This window comes from Streptomyces ferrugineus, from assembly GCF_015160855.1.
Lineage (GTDB): Bacteria > Actinomycetota > Actinomycetes > Streptomycetales > Streptomycetaceae > Streptomyces > Streptomyces ferrugineus.
This window is the reverse complement of the sequence record NZ_CP063373.1, coordinates 5,345,005-5,363,980: the sequence shown is the minus strand read 5'-3', so window position 1 is coordinate 5,363,980 and position 18,976 is coordinate 5,345,005. Positions and strand designations below refer to the sequence as shown.

The 18,976-nt window shown below is 71.5% G+C and carries 16 protein-coding genes; 10 read left to right on the top strand and 6 right to left on the bottom strand.

From position 1 onward, the window contains the following. The first annotated feature begins 10 nt into the window (after positions 1-10). Both IM697_RS24265 and IM697_RS24260 read left to right on the top strand, forming a co-directional pair. The gene (locus tag IM697_RS24265) at positions 11-1,633 is read left to right on the top strand and encodes a (2,3-dihydroxybenzoyl)adenylate synthase (protein ID WP_228044147.1); all 1,623 of its coding nucleotides are present in this window, start codon (positions 11-13) and stop codon (positions 1,631-1,633) included. Beyond that, positions 1,630-3,018, top strand: coding sequence for a salicylate synthase (locus IM697_RS24260; RefSeq protein WP_194038217.1), 1,389 nt, complete (start codon positions 1,630-1,632; stop codon positions 3,016-3,018). Before IM697_RS24265 ends, IM697_RS24260 begins: the two co-directional genes overlap by 4 nt. Positions 3,019-3,180: 162 nt before the next feature. Here IM697_RS24260 and IM697_RS24255 read toward each other — a convergent pair whose 3' ends face one another. The 3 genes from IM697_RS24255 to IM697_RS24245 all read right to left on the bottom strand — a co-directional run bounded on the left by IM697_RS24255 (position 3,181) and on the right by IM697_RS24245 (position 5,901). After that, entirely contained in the window at positions 3,181-4,104 is a 924-nt protein-coding gene (locus tag IM697_RS24255) for an SDR family oxidoreductase (RefSeq protein WP_194038216.1), read from the bottom strand. Between the two features lie 11 nt (positions 4,105-4,115). Next, a complete protein-coding gene (locus IM697_RS24250) occupies positions 4,116-4,745 on the bottom strand; it encodes a hypothetical protein (RefSeq protein WP_194038215.1) in 630 nt (209 codons plus the stop codon). 103 nt (positions 4,746-4,848) lie between these two features. Beyond that, positions 4,849-5,901, bottom strand: a complete 1,053-nt coding sequence (locus tag IM697_RS24245; RefSeq protein ID WP_194038214.1) for an ABC transporter substrate-binding protein — start codon at positions 5,899-5,901, stop codon at positions 4,849-4,851. Positions 5,902-6,187: 286 nt separating this feature from the next. Here IM697_RS24245 and IM697_RS24240 point away from each other — a divergent pair, with 286 nt between their 5' ends. The 7 genes from IM697_RS24240 to IM697_RS24210 all read left to right on the top strand — a co-directional run bounded on the left by IM697_RS24240 (position 6,188) and on the right by IM697_RS24210 (position 10,774). Next, a complete protein-coding gene (locus tag IM697_RS24240; protein WP_194038213.1) occupies positions 6,188-6,493 on the top strand; it encodes a DUF427 domain-containing protein in 306 nt (101 codons plus the stop codon). Beyond that, positions 6,490-6,933 (top strand): SRPBCC family protein, encoded by a 444-nt coding sequence (locus IM697_RS24235; protein ID WP_228044146.1) that lies wholly within the window; start codon positions 6,490-6,492, stop codon positions 6,931-6,933. Before IM697_RS24240 ends, IM697_RS24235 begins: the two co-directional genes overlap by 4 nt. 293 nt (positions 6,934-7,226) lie before the next feature. Next, positions 7,227-7,712: a hypothetical protein gene (locus IM697_RS24230; protein WP_194038212.1), complete on the top strand. Its 486-nt coding sequence runs from the start codon at positions 7,227-7,229 to the stop codon at positions 7,710-7,712. A gap of 188 nt (positions 7,713-7,900) precedes the next feature. Continuing rightward, the gene (locus tag IM697_RS24225) at positions 7,901-8,623 is read left to right on the top strand and encodes a Crp/Fnr family transcriptional regulator (RefSeq protein ID WP_228044145.1); all 723 of its coding nucleotides are present in this window, start codon (positions 7,901-7,903) and stop codon (positions 8,621-8,623) included. A 29-nt stretch (positions 8,624-8,652) separates the two neighbouring features. Further along, positions 8,653-8,949: a thioredoxin domain-containing protein gene (locus tag IM697_RS24220; protein WP_194038210.1), complete on the top strand. Its 297-nt coding sequence runs from the start codon at positions 8,653-8,655 to the stop codon at positions 8,947-8,949. Positions 8,950-9,036: 87 nt separating this feature from the next. Continuing rightward, positions 9,037-9,801, top strand: coding sequence for a DUF899 family protein (locus IM697_RS24215; protein ID WP_194038209.1), 765 nt, complete (start codon positions 9,037-9,039; stop codon positions 9,799-9,801). Positions 9,802-10,048: 247 nt separating this feature from the next. Continuing rightward, a complete protein-coding gene (locus IM697_RS24210) occupies positions 10,049-10,774 on the top strand; it encodes a response regulator (protein ID WP_194038207.1) in 726 nt (241 codons plus the stop codon). On the opposite strand, the gene IM697_RS24205 is transcribed toward IM697_RS24210, so the two are convergent. Further along, complete coding sequence (locus IM697_RS24205; protein ID WP_194038205.1) at positions 10,701-11,906, bottom strand: MFS transporter; 1,206 nt, start codon at positions 11,904-11,906, stop codon at positions 10,701-10,703. The genes IM697_RS24210 and IM697_RS24205 overlap by 74 nt on opposite strands. A gap of 219 nt (positions 11,907-12,125) precedes the next feature. Further along, entirely contained in the window at positions 12,126-13,409 is a 1,284-nt protein-coding gene (locus tag IM697_RS24200; protein ID WP_194038203.1) for a cytochrome P450, read from the bottom strand. 141 nt (positions 13,410-13,550) lie between these two features. On the opposite strand from IM697_RS24200, the gene IM697_RS24195 reads away from it, so the two are divergent. Continuing rightward, the gene (locus IM697_RS24195; RefSeq protein WP_194038201.1) at positions 13,551-15,095 is read left to right on the top strand and encodes a fused MFS/spermidine synthase; all 1,545 of its coding nucleotides are present in this window, start codon (positions 13,551-13,553) and stop codon (positions 15,093-15,095) included. Between the two features lie 145 nt (positions 15,096-15,240). Here IM697_RS24195 and IM697_RS24190 read toward each other — a convergent pair whose 3' ends face one another. Then, the gene (locus IM697_RS24190) at positions 15,241-18,957 is read right to left on the bottom strand and encodes a CHAT domain-containing tetratricopeptide repeat protein (RefSeq protein ID WP_194038199.1); all 3,717 of its coding nucleotides are present in this window, start codon (positions 18,955-18,957) and stop codon (positions 15,241-15,243) included. Positions 18,958-18,976 lie beyond the last annotated feature (19 nt).

Genomic DNA, 18,976 nt, shown 5'->3' with positions numbered 1-18,976 from the left:
GGGGATTCACGTGCTGGACGGCTGTACGCCCTGGCCCGAGGACCTCGCCGCGCAGTACCGGGCCTCCGGCCACTGGCGAGGAGAAACGTTCGACCGGCTACTGCGGGCCTGGGTCCGGGCCCATCCGCGGCGCACCGCGCTCGTGTGCGGCACGCGGCGACTGGACCGCGCGCAGCTGGCCCGGGAGGCCGAGCGCGTCGCCCGCCGACTCGCCGGGCTCGGCGTCCGGGCGGGGGACCGGGTCGTGCTCCAACTCCCGAACGTCCCCGAGTTCTTCACCGTCTTCTTCGGCCTTCAGCGGCTCGGCGCGATCCCCGTCCTCGCCCTGCCACTGCACCGCCGCAGCGAGATAGTCCACCTGTGCCGGCTGTCCCAGGCAGTCGCGTACGTCGTCCCGGACGTCCACCAGGGCTTCGACCACCGTGACCTCGCCGCCGAGGTCCTCAAGGAGAGCCCCGACCTCCGGCATGTCCTGGTGGCCGGCGACCCCGGAGCCCACACCCCGCTGGACGGCCCCGGCGCCCCCGACCTGCCCCCTGCCCCCGACGACGCCTCCGAGGTGGCGCTGCTGCTGGTCTCGGGCGGCACCACCGGCCTGCCCAAACTGATCCCGCGCACCCACGACGACTACGCCTACAACGTGCGCGCCAGCGCCGACCTGTGCGGCTTCGGACCAGGGACCGTCTACCTCGCCGCCCTCCCCGTCGCCCACAACTTCGCCCTCGGCTGCCCCGGCGTCCTCGGTGCCCTGCACGCGGGCGGTACGGCGGTCCTCACGGACGAACCCGACCCGGACGCGGCGTTCGCCCTCATCGAGCGCGAAGGCGTCACCGCGACCGCGCTGGTACCGCCCACGGCCCGCATGTGGACGGCGGCTGCCGAATGGGGCGACGCGGACCTGTCGTCGCTGCGGCTGCTCCAGGTCGGCGGCGCCCGGCTGCTGCCCGAGCACGCCGCACAGGCGCGGGACGCCTTCGGCCCCGTACTGCAGCAGGTGTTCGGCATGGCGGAGGGCCTGCTCAACTACACCGAACCGGACGCCCCCGAGGAGATCGTCCTGCACACCCAGGGGCGGCCCCTGTCACCCGACGACGAGATCCGCGTCGTCGACGAGTACGACCGCGACGTCCCGCCCGGCGCCACCGGACGGCTCCTCACGCGCGGCCCCTACACGCTGCGCGGCTACTACCGGGCGGGCGAACACAACGCCACCGCGTTCACCGCCGACGGCTACTACCGGACCGGCGACCTGGTACGGCGTACGCCCACCGGTCATCTCGTCGTCGAGGGCCGGGTCAAGGAACAGATCAACCGGGGCGGGGACAAGGTGGCCGCCGCCGAGGTCGAGGAACAACTCGTCCACCATCCCGCGGTGCTGGACACCGCCGTCGTCCCCGTACCCGACGACCTGCTCGGCGAGCGCACCTGCGCGTTCGTCGTGCCCGCGCCCGGAGCCGACGCTCCCGGCCGTGGCGAGCTGGCCGCCTTCCTCCGGGAGCGCGGTCTTGCGCCGTACAAGATCCCCGACCGTGTGGAGGCCCTGGAGGCACTGCCGGTGACGGCGGTCGGCAAGACCGACAAGAAGGCACTGACAGAACTGGCCCGAGAGCTGAAAGGAAGTCCCCGCGCATGACCGGTACCTGGAGCTCCTGGGCGGACGCCCTGCCCGCGCCGGGGCCCGCGCAGATCGTCGAGGCGCCGCACGATCCGGCGGAGGCGGCGGTGCGGCTCGCCCGAGCGGGCCTCGGCGGCGAGTACGTGGTCTACGAGCGCGCCGGGGCATGGACGTACGCTGCCGGACCGGCCGCGACCGTCACGCTGGACGCCCACCAGGTGACCGCCCATTGCGGGAGCCGATCGCTGACCCAACCCCTGGACCACCAGGCGCCGTTGGAGCAGATCGCCGCGGCCCTCGCGCATCTGCCGCACCGCGACTGGCGGGCGTACGGCTGGGCCGCCTTCGAGCTGGCCCATCTGCTGCACTCGGACACCGGTGACCCGGGACAAGACCCGCTGCTCCATCTCATGCTGCCGGTCACCGAGGTCGAACTGACTCCGGGCACGGCACGCATCCGCACGGCCGACCCCGAACACGTACCTCTGATCGCCAAAGCGCTCTCCCGCCCTGCGGAGGAGGCGGGGGAGAGCCCCGCCGACGCCGAGGGGCTTGTCGGCTTCGGAACCGGCTCCTATCAGAACGCCGTCGCCCGCACCGTGGCCGACATCCGGGCGGGACACCTGCAGAAGGCCGTCCTCTCGCGTCCCCTGCCGCTGCCGGAGCACCTCAGCCCCGACCTCGCCGCCACCTACCTGGCGGGCCGCAGGGCCAACACTCCCGCCCGCTCCTTCCTGCTGGACCTGGGCGGGTGGCGGGCCGCCGGCTTCAGCCCCGAGACGGTCGTCGAGGTGGACGGGAGCAGCCGTCGCGTCTCCACCCAGCCGCTGGCCGGCACCCGGGCCCTCGCGACGGACCCCGGCGAGACCGCCCGCCTGCGCGCCGACCTGCTCGGCGACCCCAAGGAGATCCACGAGCACGCCCTCTCGGTACGCCTCGCCGTCGACGAAGTGAGCGAGGTCTGCGGCCGGGACGCGGTCGTGGTCGAGGAGTTCATGACGGTCCGCGAGCGCGGATCGGTGCAGCACCTCGCCTCGCGCGTCACCGGACGCCTCGCCGACGACCGGAGCCCCTGGGCGGCCTTCGCTGCACTCTTCCCGGCGATCACGGCCACCGGCTGCCCGAAGCCGGGAGCCCTGCGGGCCATCGGCCGATACGAGGGCGAACCCCGCGGGTTGTACGCCGGCGCCGTGTTCACCGCTGACGCCGACGGCGACCTCGACGCCGCGCTCGTCCTGCGCACGGTCTTCCAGCGGAACGGGCGCAGTTGGCTGCGCGCGGGCGCCGGGGTGATGGGCCAGTCGACACCGGAACGCGAATGGGAGGAGACCTGCGAGAAGCTCCGCAGCGTGGCCCCGCATCTGCGCGTTGCCCGGCCGGAACCGCCGGTGGCGTCGCGGTGAGGGCCAAGGGCCAAGGGCCAAGGCCCTGGGTCGGGGGCGGGCCGGGAAGCGGGAGACGGCGTCGGCCACGGCCGTTTCCCGATACGCAGCGGCCGCCCCGCCTCGTCAGCGACCTTGAACAGTGCACGGCCCTGGCGGGAGATCGTGCTCAGCGGGCCGAGGTCAGCGAAACGAGTCGACGTTCTCGCTCACCCAGTCGTCGTAGGTGCGCAGGGGGCGGCCGATGATGTCCTGCACGGACGGCCGCTGGTCGAGTGTCCACTGAACGAGTTCGGCGAAGTGGGCGCCGTACTCTTCGAGTGCGTACAGCGTCACGTCGATCGCACCATCTGGCCAACCAAGACGTCGCCAGATCGCCCGGCTCTGGTCCGGTGCCAGATCGACCGTGTCGATGTCGCGGCCGAGAGCGGTGGCGATGCTCCGTACCCGTGAGCGTGTGCTCAGCGGCGGGCCCACGGCCTCGACGACCGTCCCGGTGTAGTCATCGCTGATCAGGGCCGCAGCCACGACAGCGGCGAGGTCCTCCTCATGAATGAAGGGGTAGTGGCCCTGGTTGAGGAAAGCCTCCCGGACCACCCCGTCGGCGCGAACGGTGTCAGGCCAGTCCGAACCTGTCGCCGGGTAGGTGCCCTCGAGGACGGCACCCATCACCGCCGACGGCCGGATGTGCGTCCAGGCGAGACCCGAGTGCTCCGGCGGATTCGCCTCTTCGTACTCCGGCCCGTGAGACGACAACAAGACGACTTTGCCGACGGAGGCTTCCCGCGCCAGAGTGAGGGCGTCCTGGACCGTCGACGCACGGGCACCGGCGAGGAACACGGCCCCGACACCGTCGAAGGCCCGGGCACACTCCAGCGGCCGGGTGATGGACGCTTCCACGACTTCGACCGTGTCGGGCCAGCCACCGCACTGGTCCGTCTCGGCCATCACCCGCACATGCCGGCCCATGGCGAGGAGTTGTCGTGCCAGGCACCGGCCGACGATCCCGGTCGGGCTGTTGCCTTCATCCCTGCGCGGGCTGACGGCGGTCAGCAGGCAGATGCCCCCGGTTACCGGCGCCTTCTCATTCTGCTCGAACCTGTCCACGGCAAGACCCTTCAACGCGTGAGCGGAGATCTTGCACCTGGCCCGGACCCCGCCGGGTGGCCTCTGCCGGCCCCGGCCGCAGGGCCACGGCTGCGGATCGAGACCGGGGAGTCTGCCAGGTTGCGCTTGGCGACAACTTGGTTGGCGGCGGGCCGAGTTGAGCGCCGGAGTCGTCGTACCGCCGCACCAGCGGGCCGCTGTTTCTGGTCGACCGATCGCCGCACCGCGGGCCGACCGGGATTCAGCAAGCCAGACCTCGCAGTACCGACGCGGTGCGCAGCGTGAGGCGATACGCCGGGTTGAGCCGGCCTGCCACGGGGGCGGGCCAGCGGGGGAGGTGCGGGAGTCGGCCAACTGGACGCCCGGGTGCCGGTGGTCCAGTTCCGCCGGGCCTCGTCGATCCAGGCCGGGTCGGTGACCGAGGCGGCGAGCATGTGCCTCCAGTGCACCGTGCCGTTGTCGAGCCGTTCGAACCGGGTGCTGATGCCGGTGCCGATCTCCACGACTGTGCCCGAGGGGTGCTGCCGGAGGAAGCCGGCGATCCAGGCGTCGAACCGCAGCGTCCGCGGATTCGCGCCGAGCAGGCTCTTGGCACCGTCGAACCGGCTGAAGTCGTATGCGATCGCGTCGACCATCTCCACCGCACATGCGTAGAGCGGGATGAGCAACGTCTCCTGGACGTCGCCGAGTTCGGTCGCCGCTCGGGCGGGGCCGGTGCCGGGGCGTGGGACGGCACCTCCTGGGCTACGCGTCGAGCTTCTTCGACTTCTCCACGGCCGCGGCGAGGCGTTCGACCACCGGGGCCCATCCCGCGTAGCTGAAGCGCTCCTCCATCGACCAGGACGTGGTCTGGCCGGCCTTGACCGCGGGCAGTTGGCGCCAGGTGGCCTTCTCGTTCAGCTGCTCCAAGGACATGGAGGTGGAGCGGTTGTCGACCATGATGAGGTCGGCGTGGTACTTGTTGGCGTTCTCCCAGCTGAGGAACTCCCAGAAGCCCCATTCATCGGACTTCTTGCCCTCGACGAACTCCACTCCCAGGTCCTTGAAGTAATTCAGGTCGCAGTAGGAGTCGGGAACGGCGACGTAGAAGTTGTCCTTGTCGCCGGTGACGGCCATGACCTTCAGCCCGCCGCCGGCCTTCGCCGCCGTACGCAGCGTCTCGACCGCCTTCTCGAAACGGGCCTTGGCGGCGGTGACCTTCTTGGCGCTCAGGTCCGCGCCGAGGGACTCGGCGAGTTCGGCGGTGCGCTTGAGCGGGTTGAGCAGGGAGGTCCGGGCGACGCTGATCCCGACGGTCGGTGCGAGGGACTCGACCTTGTTCTTGCTCTCCTCCGGCACGTACCACAGTCCCGGCGGCGGGAACATGTTGCTGATCAGCAGGTCGGGCTGGAGGGCGGCGTACTTCTCGACGCTGAACTGTCCCCACGCGGTGCCCAGGCTGGTCAGTTCGGACACGTCCATGTCACCGGCCTGCGGGTTGGGCTCGCCGTTCACCGGTTCGCTGGGGCCGAAGACGCCCTTGCACTCGATGCCGTAGTCGTAGAGGGCGGCGGCGGTGCTGACGAACGCGACGATCCTCTCGGGCTTCTTGTCGGTTGTGGCCGTGCGGCCGCGGTCGTCCTTGAAGGACCACGGTCCGCTGCTCGCGGTGGCCTCGGCCGATGAGTCGGGCGTGCCCTTGTCGTCGTTGGCGCATGCGGCAAGCAGGGGGCCGAGGGCGAGCGCGCCGCCGGCTGCGAGCAGGCGACGCCGGGACGGGCCCGACGAAGCGTCCGAGCGGGACGTCGTTGCGGTCATGGGCTTGCTTCTCTCTGGCGCACAGGGGAGGGACAGGGACGGGACGAGATGCAGGTGGGAAAGGAACAACGGAGCAACAGGTGAAATGAGGGAAGGCTAACCTAAGTTGCTGCCTATCGGAAAGGGTGGTGGTCGGGGCGTCGCGCCCGGCTGGACGCCCGTCTGACCGGACGCCTCACGCTGCCGGCAACGGCGCCACACTGTAAGCGGGATCACCGAGGTGAGCGGAGCCGGCGTTCTAACGTCGCGGCGTCAGGATTCTCGTCCCGCCTGGAGGTGGACGCTCATGATGCGCGCCGTATGGCATGGTGCGGTACTCGCCAAGGCGGACCGTACGGTCGTGGTGGAGGGCAACCACTACTTCCCGCCCGAGTCGCTCGACCGCAGGTACTTCACGGAGAGCCGAATGCGGTCGCTGTGCTTCTGGAAGGGGATCGCCCGCTACTACACGGTCACTGTTGACGGGCAGACCAACCCGAACGCGGCCTGGTACTACCCGCACCCCACCCCGTTCGCCAGGCGGATCAAGAACCATGTCGCCTTCGGGAAGGGCGTCATGGTCGAGGAAGCGGTGCCGGAGGACCGGCGGTGACGGGTGCTCGGCCGGTGCGGATGGCGGGGTGGGCGGTGGGTGCGGGTGGCGGGCTGGCCGCGGTGTATCTGGGGCTGGTGACCGGGGCGTTGTGCGTCGATGTGGGTGTGGGGCGGCGGATCCGGCCGCTGGGGCCGCGGATGGTGGATGTCGCGGCGCCCCGGGAGGTGGTCTTCGGCGTGGTGGCGGGGCCGTATCTGGGGCGGACCCCGCGGGTGATGCGGGCGATGCGGGGGAGGCTGAAGGTGCTGGCCGAGCACTTCACGCCACTCGCGGGCGGGCGGCTGACGGCGGTGACCGTGGACACGGTGCGTTTCCCCGGCCCGAGCGGATCGACTTCCGGCTGGTCCGGGACCCGGTGGGGCGGGCTGGTGGCCGCCCGCTGGGAGGCGACGCTCGCCTCGGTCAAGGAGGAGGCGGAGCGCCGGGCGGGGCGGTGAGCGGCGCTACGGCTCCGTCCGGCCGGCCGCCGAGCAAGGCGAGCGCCCCGGCGACCCTCCCGCGGAGGTCGTACGGCTGCGTCCTGGGCTGCCGCAGGAGGCCGCCCGCGTGGTCCTCGCCCGGCTGAGGCCACGGTTGCGGCAAGGTCCTCGTCGGCCCCCCGCTGACCGCAATGGCCTACCGGCCCGTACGTAAGCGCCCTCACATACCTGCACGCCGCACGGCTCCTAGCGTCGGAGTCGACAGAAGGAAGAGGCAGCGAAAGGGCCGTGGCAGGAGAGGAGCCGTCACCATGACCATCACCTTGCGGGTATCTCCCACCACCGCCGTCATTCCGGTCCACGCGCTCTACGGCGCTGCGGCGGGACTGGTCGGCGGGGTCGGGTTCGGCATCTGGATGTCGGTGTCGCGGCCGATGGCGGACACCGCGATGATCACCATGGTGGCCGGGCTGCTCGGCTCCGCCAACGCCTTCGTCGGGTGGCTGATCCACCTGGCCATCGCCCTCTTCGCGGGCATCGGCTTCGGCGTCCTGCTCGGCGAGTTCGCCCAGAAACTCGCGCCCGCCGTCGTCCTCGGACTGGTCTACGGCGCCGTCTGGTGGACCCTCGGTGCCCTGTGGATCATGCCCGCCAACCTGGGCATGCCGGTCTTCGAGTGGAACGACGTCACCAGCTCCAGCCTCGGCGGCCACCTGGTCTTCGGGCTGCTCGCCGGTCTGACCTACGTCGGCCTCGCCCGGACCATGGGCAGGCGGACCAGCTCGGCCGGGCGATGACGCCGGCACCGCTCGCGTCTCCGGGCGGCCCCGGGCCCCTGCCACGGGGTGCTGCCCAGCGTGGCAGCACCCCCGGCGGCGGCCCGGTGTCCTACTGTCTGGCCGAGAGCACCGCCGCACTGGCCGGCCCACCGTGGGGCACCGCACCACCGCCCTGGGCGCCGGGGCGACGCGAGGAGACCACGCACATGATCGAACGCGACGATGCCGCCGACGATCCGGACCGCACCTGGTGCATGTCCGAGGTCGACATCTTCCGCGACCTGTCCGAGCCGGAGATGGAGGCGATCGCCGAAGCGGCCCCCATGAAGACCTACTCCGCCGGGGAGATCCTCCACTCCCCGCAGCAGCTCAACGAGGTGCTGTTCATCCTCAAACGCGGACGGGTCCGCATCTTCCGCGTCTCCGCCGACGGCCGCGCCCTGACCTGCGCGATCATCAGCCCCGGCACGATCTTCGGCGAGATGGCGCTGCTCGGCCAGCGGATGTACGACAACTTCGCCGAGGCCCTCGACGACGTCACGGTGTGCGTGATGAGCCGCGCCGACGTGCACAGGTTCCTGCTGTCGGACGCGCGGATCGCTGCCCGGATCACCGAGATCGTCGGCCGCCGAGTCGCCGATCTCGAGCAGCGCCTGTCCGACAGCGTCTTCAAGTCCGTCCCCCAGCGCATCGCCGCCACCTTGACCACCCTCGCCGCCCGCGCCGACACCCCCGCCGGCAGGTTGCCGGCGATGGCACGCCACCCGCAGATCGCCCTCACTCACGAACAACTCGCCGCCCTGGCCGGCACCTCACGCGAGACGACCACCAAGGTCCTGCACGAATTCGCCGGCCGCGGCCTGCTCCGTTTGGCTCGCGGCCGTATCACCGTCCTGGACCCCGAGCGGTTGAACGCCGCCGCCGGATAGGTCGGCGCCACTTCGAGGAGGAGGCCCCGATGGACCTGACCGTGCTGGTCGTACCGAGATGCCCGCACGCTCCACTGCTGCGCGAACGCCTGTCCCTCGCCCTGGGTGAACCGGCAGACGCCGCAGTGACCTGGCGCGAGATCACCGACACCGCGGACGCCGAGCGTCTGGGCATGCACGGTTCACCCACCCTCCTGATCAACGGCACCGACCCGCTGGCACCGCCAGGGCAACCAGCGAGCCTGTCCTGTCGAGTCGGCCCGTTGCCCACGGTGGAGCAGTTGCGTGCGCTCCTCGCCGAGGCACGCGGCGGCGGCGCGGGCTGAGCGAGATTCCGGAAGCTCGGTTCGGTTAGCGGCGCCCGCCACGGGCGCCACCGATGAATTGCTGCCAGTCGCCCGGTCAGTACGGCCATGACTGATGTGAACAAGCCGCCGGTCGTCTCCCGCCGGGAGTGGCTGGCCGCCATCGACACCCTGCGCGTCCGGGAGAAGGCGCACACCCGCGAGGGCGACGCGATCGCCGCCGCCCGGCGAAGGCTGCCCATGACCGAGGTGGACCCGTGGACCCCGCTCGTCGGGGGCAAGGGGCACGTTCCCCTGATCGACGTCTTCGAGGGCCGCACCCAGCTGTTCGTGTCGTACCACATGTGGCACGACGGCCACACCGCCGCCGACCAGTGCGAGGGCTGCACGTTCTTCACCGGCCAGGTCCGCGAACTGTCCTACCTGCACCAGCGTGACGTCACCTTCGCCGTCTTCTGCCAGGGCCCCTACGAGGAGTCCGACCGCTACCGCCGCTTCATGGGCTGGGAGATGCCCTGGTACTCCGTACCCGCCGAGTCGCTCGAACGACTCCTGGCCGACCGCCACTTCGGGATGAAGGCCTGCTATCTCCGCGACGGGGACCGCGTCTACGAGACGTACTGGACCACCGGTCGTGGCGTCGAACCCATGGCACCGTCCTACGGCATCCTTGACATGACGGTCCACGGACGGCAGGAGACCTGGGAGGACTCCCCATCGGGCTGGCCGCAGCCGTACGAGACGCTCGGCCAGCAGTTCCGCAAGGACGGACGGCCGACCGCCCAATGGGCACGAATCGCCGCCGGCCACGACGACGACCTCCACGGCCGACAGCCCAGCGCGGACACGGGTGGCTCAGGCTGCTGCTCGTAACCAGGGACGACGGCCGTCGCGGCGCAGTGACCGAAGCACGCGGCGGCCGCGCGCGGCCGCGGCAGGGACGGAGCTGTCGCCGCGCACCATCCGGCACTACGAGGAGACCAGCCCCGTCACCTCCCTCCGCCCGCCCTCAGGGCGGCTTCCGCCTCTACGCGAGGCCGACGGCGCTCACCACCTGATGGGCATCCGCCGTATGAAGCCGCTCGGCCTCACGCTCGACGAGCACCCTTACCGTTGGCGAGTGACAATCCGCGTTCTGATCTGCGACGAACTGCCCGTGGTGCGCGACGGCCTCGCCGGCACACTGGCCCGCGACCCGGACATCACCGTCGTCGCGGCCACCGGAGACGGGGCGGAAGCCCTCGACCTGACACGGCACCACGCACCCCACGTCCTGATCACCGACATCGGCCTGGCACGGCGCTCGGGCCTGGAGGTCGCCGCCGAGGTGACCGGCCCGGCATGGCCGGCACCACGCCCCGAAGTGCTCGTGTTCAGCGCACGCACCGACGACGCGATCGTCATGAAGGCGCTGGAGGCGGGTGCGTACGGGTACCTGGTCAAGGACGCTCCGTCCGAGGAGCTGATCCGCGCGGTGCGCGCCCTGGCCGCGGGCGAGGCCGCGACCAGTGGCCCGGTCACAAGGCGCCTGATCGGCTGGCTCTACTGGCGCAACGCCCAGCCCGTCGCCGCGGCACAGCAGGGCCTGCGCACCCTCACCCCACGCGAACGCGAGATCCTGCTCCTGGTGGCGGCAGGCCTGACGGATGCGGACATCGCCGCCAAACTGACGCTTCAAGAGGCGACCGTACGCTCGCACGTGTACCACCTGCGCGAGAAGCTCGGCCTGCGTGACCGCGCCCAACTCGTCGCCTTCGCCTACCAGTCCGGGTTCACGGTGCCGACGGTTCCGGACGCCTGGTCGCCGCCAGGAAGAGCGCCAGACCGGTCAGAGCGACCGCGGTGACCAGGACGGTCGCCGAGGTCCAGCCGGCGCGGGTGACCGCGAACCCGAAGGCCGGCGGGCCCAGGAGCGTGCCGACGCTGCCCGCCTGATTCAACAGGCCGTAGCCACGCCCGAGTTCGTACGGCGTACGCGCGACGGAGGGCACGCCGGCGTACAGCACGGCGAGCACCAGCCCGCCCGTGAACTGCAGCACGGCCGCGCCTGCGATGACGGCCGCCCAGGGCGTGACCTGGTATGTCACCACCGCGGCGCACGGCAGGACGAGCACGGCCGCGGAGAGCGCGCGCGGCCGGACTCCCCGGCCCAGCAGCAGCCCCGCCAGCAGCCCGCCGGGCACGCCGGCCAGCGACACCACGGCTGCGGTCACTCCGCCGACCGTCGAGCCCACGCTCCGGTCCGTGGCGAGGCTCGGCAGCAGGGCCACCGCTGTGACGCCGAGCAGCGCGATGAGGGCGAAGGAGAGGGAGAGCCGGAGCACGGGACCGATGCCCCCGCCGTGACGGACACGACGGTCGCCCGCCTCGCCCCGTATGCCGGTCAGCCGTCCCGAAGCGCCGGCGAGGGCGGCCAGCCCAGGGACCAGCGTCAGCGCGCCGGCGACTCGCCAGCCCACCGTGCCGCCGAGCGCTCCGACGGCCGAGGCGACCGCCATGCCCACCGGGACGAAGGTGCTCCACAGCGCGAGTGCCCGGTGCCGTGTCGCGGGCCCGCAGCGGGCGGACAGCACCAGCGGACCCGTGACCACGACCGCCAGATACCCCACCCCCTCCAGCACCCGGGCGCCGTACAGCACGACGGCCGCAGGGGCCATGACCTCGAGCACCCCGCCCAGCAGCATGACGCCCAGCCCTGCGGACAGGACCCGGCCCACATCGTGTCGCGCGACCCAGAGCCCCGCCGGCATGGCCAGACAGGCCGCGACAACGGTGATCCCCGAGACCAGCCAGCCGAAAGCCGAGAGCGAGAGCCCGAAGCCATCTCTGACCCCCGTCTCCAGCGGGACGAACCGCCCCAGCGCGACGGCCGCCGACACCCCCGCCAGATAGACGAGAGCGATGACACGGCGCTCACCGATCTCCGCCAGGCCGGGCCGGGTGTGCGTCCGGCTCGCATGGCCCGGGTTGATGCCCACGGACGCTCCTCCCGACCACAGCGGCTGGGTCGGCGGTGACTCTATCCACGCGGGTCATGGGAGTTCATGGGCCGTATCGCGCGATTTCGCGTACACACCACGCTGAGGAGTACGGGGGATGTCCTCCCCTTCTTGTGGAGGACACCGAGCAACCTGGCAGCAGCGAGCGGCTGATCGCTGCCGGTCCGGCCGCCCAGTGCCACTCCGCCGCGGCCGCGGTCAAGCGCCTCCGACGCTGCCGGGCACCGTCTGGGCGGGGCACTCGCCGGCATGCGTCGTGCGGTTGGGGTCGGCAGGGTGGGGAGTGAAAGCGACGTCCAGACGGGTGAGTCCACGGAAGTTGAGGCTGCGCTGCCACTGCGGCGAGTCGCCGTCGAGGCGCAGGCCGGGGAGCCGAGTGAGGAGTGCTTCCAGGGCTATCGCGCCTTCCAGTCGGGCCAGGGCCGCGCCGAGGCAGAAGTGCGGTCCGTGCCCGAAAGCCATGTGCCGTCCGCCGGACCGCTCGAAGTCCAGAACGTGGGGATCGGGAAACACGGCCGGATCCCGGTTGGCGGCACCGCACACGAGGAGCACTGCCTGGCCTTCGGCGATGGTGCGGCCCGCCAGGTCGAGGTCCTGCCGGGCCCGGCGCAGCATCAGCTGCACCGGGGCGTCGTAGCGCAGGAGTTCCTCGACCGCGGCGGGCATCAGATCGGGCCGACGGCGCAGTTGATCGGCCGCGTGCGGGTGGCGTAGCAGGGCGAGCGTCGCGTTGCCGATGAAGTGGGTGGTGGTCTCGTGGCCGGCGATCAGGAGCAGGGCGCAGTTGGCGAGGAGTTCGTCGAGGTCCTGGTCGGTGTTCTGCGCCTGTGCGGTCACCATTGCGCGCAGGCTGTGGGGGGCGGGCGGAGTGTCGTGGCGGGTGAGGAGTTCGCGGAGGCAGGTGAGCAGATGGGCCATGCTCTGCGAGGCCGCGCGGTTGCCGTCGGCGTCGAGCCGGGAGTTGCCGATGGCTTCGGCGATCGGTTCGGACCAGGCGGCGAGGGCGGGGCGGTCCCGCTGGGGCACGTCGAGCAGGTCGCAGATGATGGTGAGCGGCAGGGGGCGGGCCAGGTCCGCGACGATGTCCATCCGGCCGGTCGGCGCGGCGTGGGCGATGATGCGGTCGACGGCTTCGGTGATCCGGGTGCGGAGCGTCGCTACTGCCCTGGGGGTGAAGGCCTTGCTGATCAGGGCTCGCAGCCGGGGGTGGTCGGGGGCGTCGTTGTAGAGCATCTGCCGGCTCAGTACGCGGGCCAGCGGGCGCAGTTCCGCGGAGACGGCTGCGATGTCGGGATAGCGCACCGAGGACAACCTCGGGTCCGCCGCGGCGTTGCTGACCACTGCGTGCCCGGTCGCGACCCAGGCGTCCAGGTGGCGGTCCCAGAAGAGGTCGTCGGCGCTCCGCAGCTCCTCGTAGAAGTCGTAGAGACGCTCTTGGACTTGGGGACGAAACGCCCGCAGCAGTGATGGGGATGTGCGCATTGTCGGATGTTAGTGGTTGAGCTGGAGCCCAGGGGCGTCGTCGACGCTCTTCATCCAGATGATGGAAAGGGTCGGAAGATGAGCGAAGCGGAGTCCGGGGAGACGCAGCAGAGGCATGTGGACCGTGAGTCGCATGCAAGGATGTCGCCCGTGACCGGATCGTCTTCCTCGCCTGTCGCCGAGGGCAGGACTGGCAACCACGGCCTGGGTCCCCGTGCCGCTGTCGTGCTTGTGTTCGGGTCTTCGGCCGCGGTGTTGGTGGTCGAGATCGTCGCCTTACGGCTGCTGGCTCCCTACCTCGGCCTCACCCTCGAGACCAGCACCTTGGTGATCGGCATCGCCCTCACCGCGATCGCTCTCGGCTCCTGGTTGGGCGGACGCATCGCCGACCATGTCAATCCCCGCCGGCTCATCGGCCCCTCGCTCGGGGTGTCGGGAGCGGTCGTGGCGCTCACCCCTGCCGTGCTGCGCACCACTGCGGAGTGGGCACCGGCGATGCTGTTGTTGATCGCGTCGTGCACCATCCTCGTGCCGGGCGCGCTGCTCTCCGCGGTGACGCCGATCGTGACCAAGTTGCGTCTGACCAGCCTCGCCGAGACCGGAACGGTTGTCGGCCGACTGTCCGGTGTCGGCACCGTCGGCGCCATCGCCGGCACCGTGCTCACCGGCTTCGTCCTCGTGTCGCGGTTGCCGGTCAGCGGCATACTGATCGGCCTCGGAACACTGCTGTTGGCCGGCTCGGCGCTGGTCGAGTGGCGAACGCGCGGGTGGCGCGGCACCCCTGCCCTGACACTCGTGGTCGTCGCCGGCGGCCTCGCGTCCACGGTCGCGCCCGGCGGCTGCGACACGGAGACCAAGTACCACTGCGCACGGGTCGTCGCAGACCCCGACAGGGGCGGCGGACGCACACTCGTTCTGGACGGCTTGCGGCACTCCTACGTCGACATCGACGACCCGACCTTCCTGGAGTTCGAGTACGTACGCGCCATCGCGTCGGTGGTCGACACCGCCTTTCCCGAACGTAAGCCGCTCACTGCCTACCACCTGGGCGGCGGCGGGCTCACCGTTCCCCGCTACCTCGCGGCCACGCGGCCCGGGACACGCAGCCTTGTATCCGAGATCGACAGCGGGGTCGTGCGCCTCAACCGCGACCAACTCGGTCTGGGATCACAGGCCGGTATCGACGTCCGCACCGAGGACGGCAGGCTCGGCCTGCGGCGGCTGGACGCCGCCAGTCGTGACCTCGTCGTCGGCGACGCCTTCGGGGGCGTCAGCGTGCCGTGGCACCTCACTACGGTGGAAGCGATGACTGACATACGGCGGGTGCTCAACGAGGACGGCCTGTACGTCGTCAACCTCATCGATCACGGTGAGCTGGCCTTCGCACGCGCCGAAGTAGCCACCCTCAGCGAGACCTTCGAGTACGTCGCCGTCGTCGGCGAACCCACCGACATCGGCCTCGACCCGACCGCCACCCCCGAGGGAGGCAATCTGGTGGCGCTCGCCTCCGACCGGCCGGTCGACCTACGCGCGATCCGGGAAGCGCTGGACGCCCGGCAGACCGGCTGGAAGATCACCACGGGTGACGACCTCACCTCCTGGACCGGCGACGCCCAACCACTCACAGACGACTACGCACCCGTCGACCAGCTCCTCCAGCCCTACAGCCCGCGAAGCAGCCGATGACACGACCCAGGAGATCCCCGGCGCGCTACGACTCGTGTGCGTGAATCGTGGCTCGCCGACCACCTCGCCGGGCACCGGGCGCTGTCGTTCATCACCTCGGTTCCGGTACAGGTTCTCGGATCGACCGACACGGTTGCTGCGCGGATCACGGCCCGCTGTGGATCAGTGACGCCCACAGGTGAGGTCGGCCGATGTGCTTGGTGCGCAGCCGCTGGATGACCCGGTGGAGCGCGAACGGCGCGTCCTCGGCGGACGGCGTGTCCGGCATCAACCGGTAGAAGTGGTCGGCCGCGCCGGCCGCGACGTGGTCGTCCAGTGGCCACAGACTCGCGACGACGTGCCGGAACCCGGCCAGTTGGAACGCGGAGGCGAGATGGATGGACTCGTCCGCGTGCCGTCGGCCGACATGTCCGGAGGAGCACGCGGACAGGTAGGCGAGTTCGGCCTCGTGGAGGTTGCGGCGGCCGATCTCCGCGACGGACAGCACACCGTCGTGGAGGTGAAGCCCGCCCTCGGACGGCGCGTCGGGGTCGGTGCCGGCGTGGCAGGCGAAGTGTGCCCAGCTTGCCTCGGGGAGTGCGCCGGTCACGCGGGCGGCGGTGGCCTGCTCGTTGGTGAGCAGGGGCATGTCCGGATGGGCGGCGTGCAAGCTCGCTGCCTCAGCGGCGGTGGCCGGCAGGTCCGGCAGACCCGGGGTCCGGTCGAGGGCGACGGTGAGCCGGCGCAGAGCTGTCGCGGCCGGGCGTTCGCGAGCACGGGCGAGGGCGCGCAGGGTGGGCGTGTACGACGAGATCACCCGGTCGAGCGCACCGGGCCGACCGGGATGCCCGGCAGCGTGCAGCGGCAGCAGCCCGAGCGGTCCGGTCGGTATCCACCACACGCGGGGCAGTACTCCGTCGTCCGGACGGAGCCGGCGTTCGACCGCGTCGAGGACGGGCTCGACCGCCTTGTCCCACAGCCGGCCGAGCAGCTCAGTCAGCACCCGTTGCCGACGCAGCTCGCCGGTGTACGAGCCGGCGTCGTGCGTCGCTTCGGTCAGCTCGGTGGCCCACCCCTCGACGTCGGCCAGCCGCAGTTCGGGTAGCGGCACCAGCAGCGGGGGCCCGTCGGCGGTGACGACGATGCCGTCGCACCGCTGCAGGCCGGCGTTGAGCAGGACGACTGCCCCGCCGGTGGTGGTCGGTCGCAGTTCGTTCCACGTCGGCGGCAGCAGGAACCGGTCCAGGCCCGGCAGTCGGCGGATCTCCGCCAGTACGGCGTCGTGCTCCGCCCACAGCCATGTGCGCCGGTCGACGTGGTCGACGTCCTGGCCGCCGGGCGTCGCCATGGCCGGGGGATCAGGGGCGTTGAGGGCGGCGCGGACCCGGCGCAGACGGTGGGCCAGTGCGGGGTGTGCGGCGTCGAGGTCGGCGAGCGGTGTCCGCAGGTCCAGCCGGGCCGCCAGCAGGACCGCCCGGCCCAGCTCACCGGCCTGGACCGCGCCGCCCGGATCGTCGAGGGCGCAGTGCACGGCGATCGTCTCGCCGACCAGCCCGCGGTTCGCGCCGAGACGGTGCTCGTGGTCCGCCGACGAGGTCTCCCGCGCCGCGACCAACGGCAGCAACTTCACCGCCGTGTCGAACAGCAGCCGGGCGGTGTGCAGTTCGTCCAGTACGTAGGCGAGTCGGGCGGCTGCCCAGCAGGCGCGGAGCCGGTCGAAGGGCGGCGACGTCGTGGCCGCGAGCGCGCCCTCCGCGAGCCGGGCGATCCGCGACCGGTCGAGTGCGCCGTCGGTGTTCCAGCGCCTTCTGTAACAGACCCCGAGGAGGTAGATACGTGTGGCCCGGTTGGGATGGTCGTCGGGGGTGGCCGCGACCGCCCGTTCCGCGGCGTCCACGGCGCGGTCGAGGTCGGACGCGGCGCCGGTCCGCTGGAACCTCGACCGGTAGGCGTTGCCGACGTTGAACAGGTATCGCGCGCGGTCCGGATGGTCGAAAGGGACTGCGGCGGCCGTCTCCTGCGCCAGGTCGACAGAGCGGTCCAGGTCGGCCGGGTCGCCCGAGTGCTCGTACCGCGTCTGATGGGCCCGCGTGAGGTTGTACAGGCGCAGTACCCGGTCGGGATGGTTCGCGGGGGTGGCCGCGAGCGCCAGGAGCCCGAGGTCGACGGCGCGGTCGAAGTCGGTCTCGGCGCCGCTCCGCCGGGCCCGCGTCTGGTAGGCGACCGCGAGGTTGGAGAGGTACGTCGCCCGGCTCGGGTGGTCGGGGGGCGTGGCGGCCACGGCACGCTCCTTGTGACCGATGGCCCGGTCCAGGTCGTGGAGGCTGCCGATGTGCTCGAACCGTTGCTGGAGGGAGGTGCCGAGGTTGCTCAGGTACAGCGCACGGTTCGGGTGGTCGTCCGGAGTGGCGGCCACCGCGCGTCTCCCTGCGTCGATGGCCGCGTCCAGGTCGGACGTCTCTCCGGCACGGGTGAACCGGGACCAGCGGGCGAGGCTGAGGTTCGACAGGCGGTGGGCGAGGTCCGGGTGGTCGCCAGGCGTGGCGGCCACCGCCTGTTCGTGGTGCGCGACGGCCCGGTCCAGGTCGGCCACGTCCCCCAGCCCGTCGAACCGTCCGCGCAGGGCCGCCGCGAGGTTGGACAGAACGGTCGCCCGGCTCGGGTGGTCGGCGGGCATGACGATGACCGCGCGTTCGAGGGTCTCGACGGCCCGGTGCACGTCGACGGGGTTCCCGTTCCGGTCGAACCGCGCGTCGTACGCGGTGCCGAGGTTGCACAGGCGGAGTGCGAGGTCCGGGTGACCGGCGGGCGTGGCGGCCACCGCCTGTTCGTGGTGCGCGACGGCCCGGTCCAGGTCGGCCACGTGCCCCAGCCGGTCGAACCGATCGCTGTGCGCGACACCGAGGTTGGACCGGAACGTCGCGAACTGGCGGTGACCGTGGGGCGTCGCGGCGACCGCACGGCCGAGGTGGTCGATGGCCCGGTCCAGGTCGGCCACAGCCCCCAGCCGGTCGAACCGCGCCCGGTACGCCATGCCGAGGTTGGACAGGTAGGTCGCACCCTCGGGAGCGTCGTCCGGGGCGGCGGCCACCGCGTGTTCCTGGTGCGCGATGGCCCGGTCCAGGTCGGCCAGGCTCCCGGTCCGCTCGAAGCGGTCGTGGTAGCCGGCGGCGAGGTTGGACAGGACGGTCGCCCGGTTCGGGTGGCCGGTGTCGGCGGCGGCCTGTTCCCCGATGGCGATGGCGCGGTCCAGGTCCGCCGGATGGCCCGCACGTCCGAACCGGGCCCAGTAGGCGGCGCCGAGGTTGGTCAGGGTTGTCGTCCGGTGAGGGGCGTGGGCGTCAGTGGCGGCCGTCGCGCGCTCGCCGTGGTCGATGGCGCGGGCCAGGTCCGCGAGATGCCCGGTCTCTTCGAACCGCAGCAGGTAGCCCGCGGCGAGATTGGACAGGTACACCGCGATGTTCTGGGCGGCGCCGGTCGCGACGATCGCCCGTTCCCCGAACTGGATGACCCCGTCCAGGTCGTTCGGGTGCCCGGCCCGCTGGAACCGCAGGAGATGAGTGACGCTGAGGTTGGACAGGACCAGCGCGGAGTTCGGGTCACCGTCGTGCAGGGCGGCGACGGCCTGATGCCCGATGCCGATCGACTGGTCGGCGTCGTCCTGTCGGCCCGTCAACGCGTACCGCGCCCGGTGGGATTCGGCGAGGTTGTACAGGCGGGTGGCGCGGTGGGGATGGTGGGGAGGCGTCATGGCGACGATGCCCTGGAACAACGAGATGCAGGTGCCCAGCACGGCCGCGTCACCCAACTGGGTGGCCCGGTTCAACAGGTCGACCGCCTGCTGGTTCAGGAGTTCCGGATCGGGCCGGTGGTCGGAGGACATCGCCCGTGAGACTATCGGC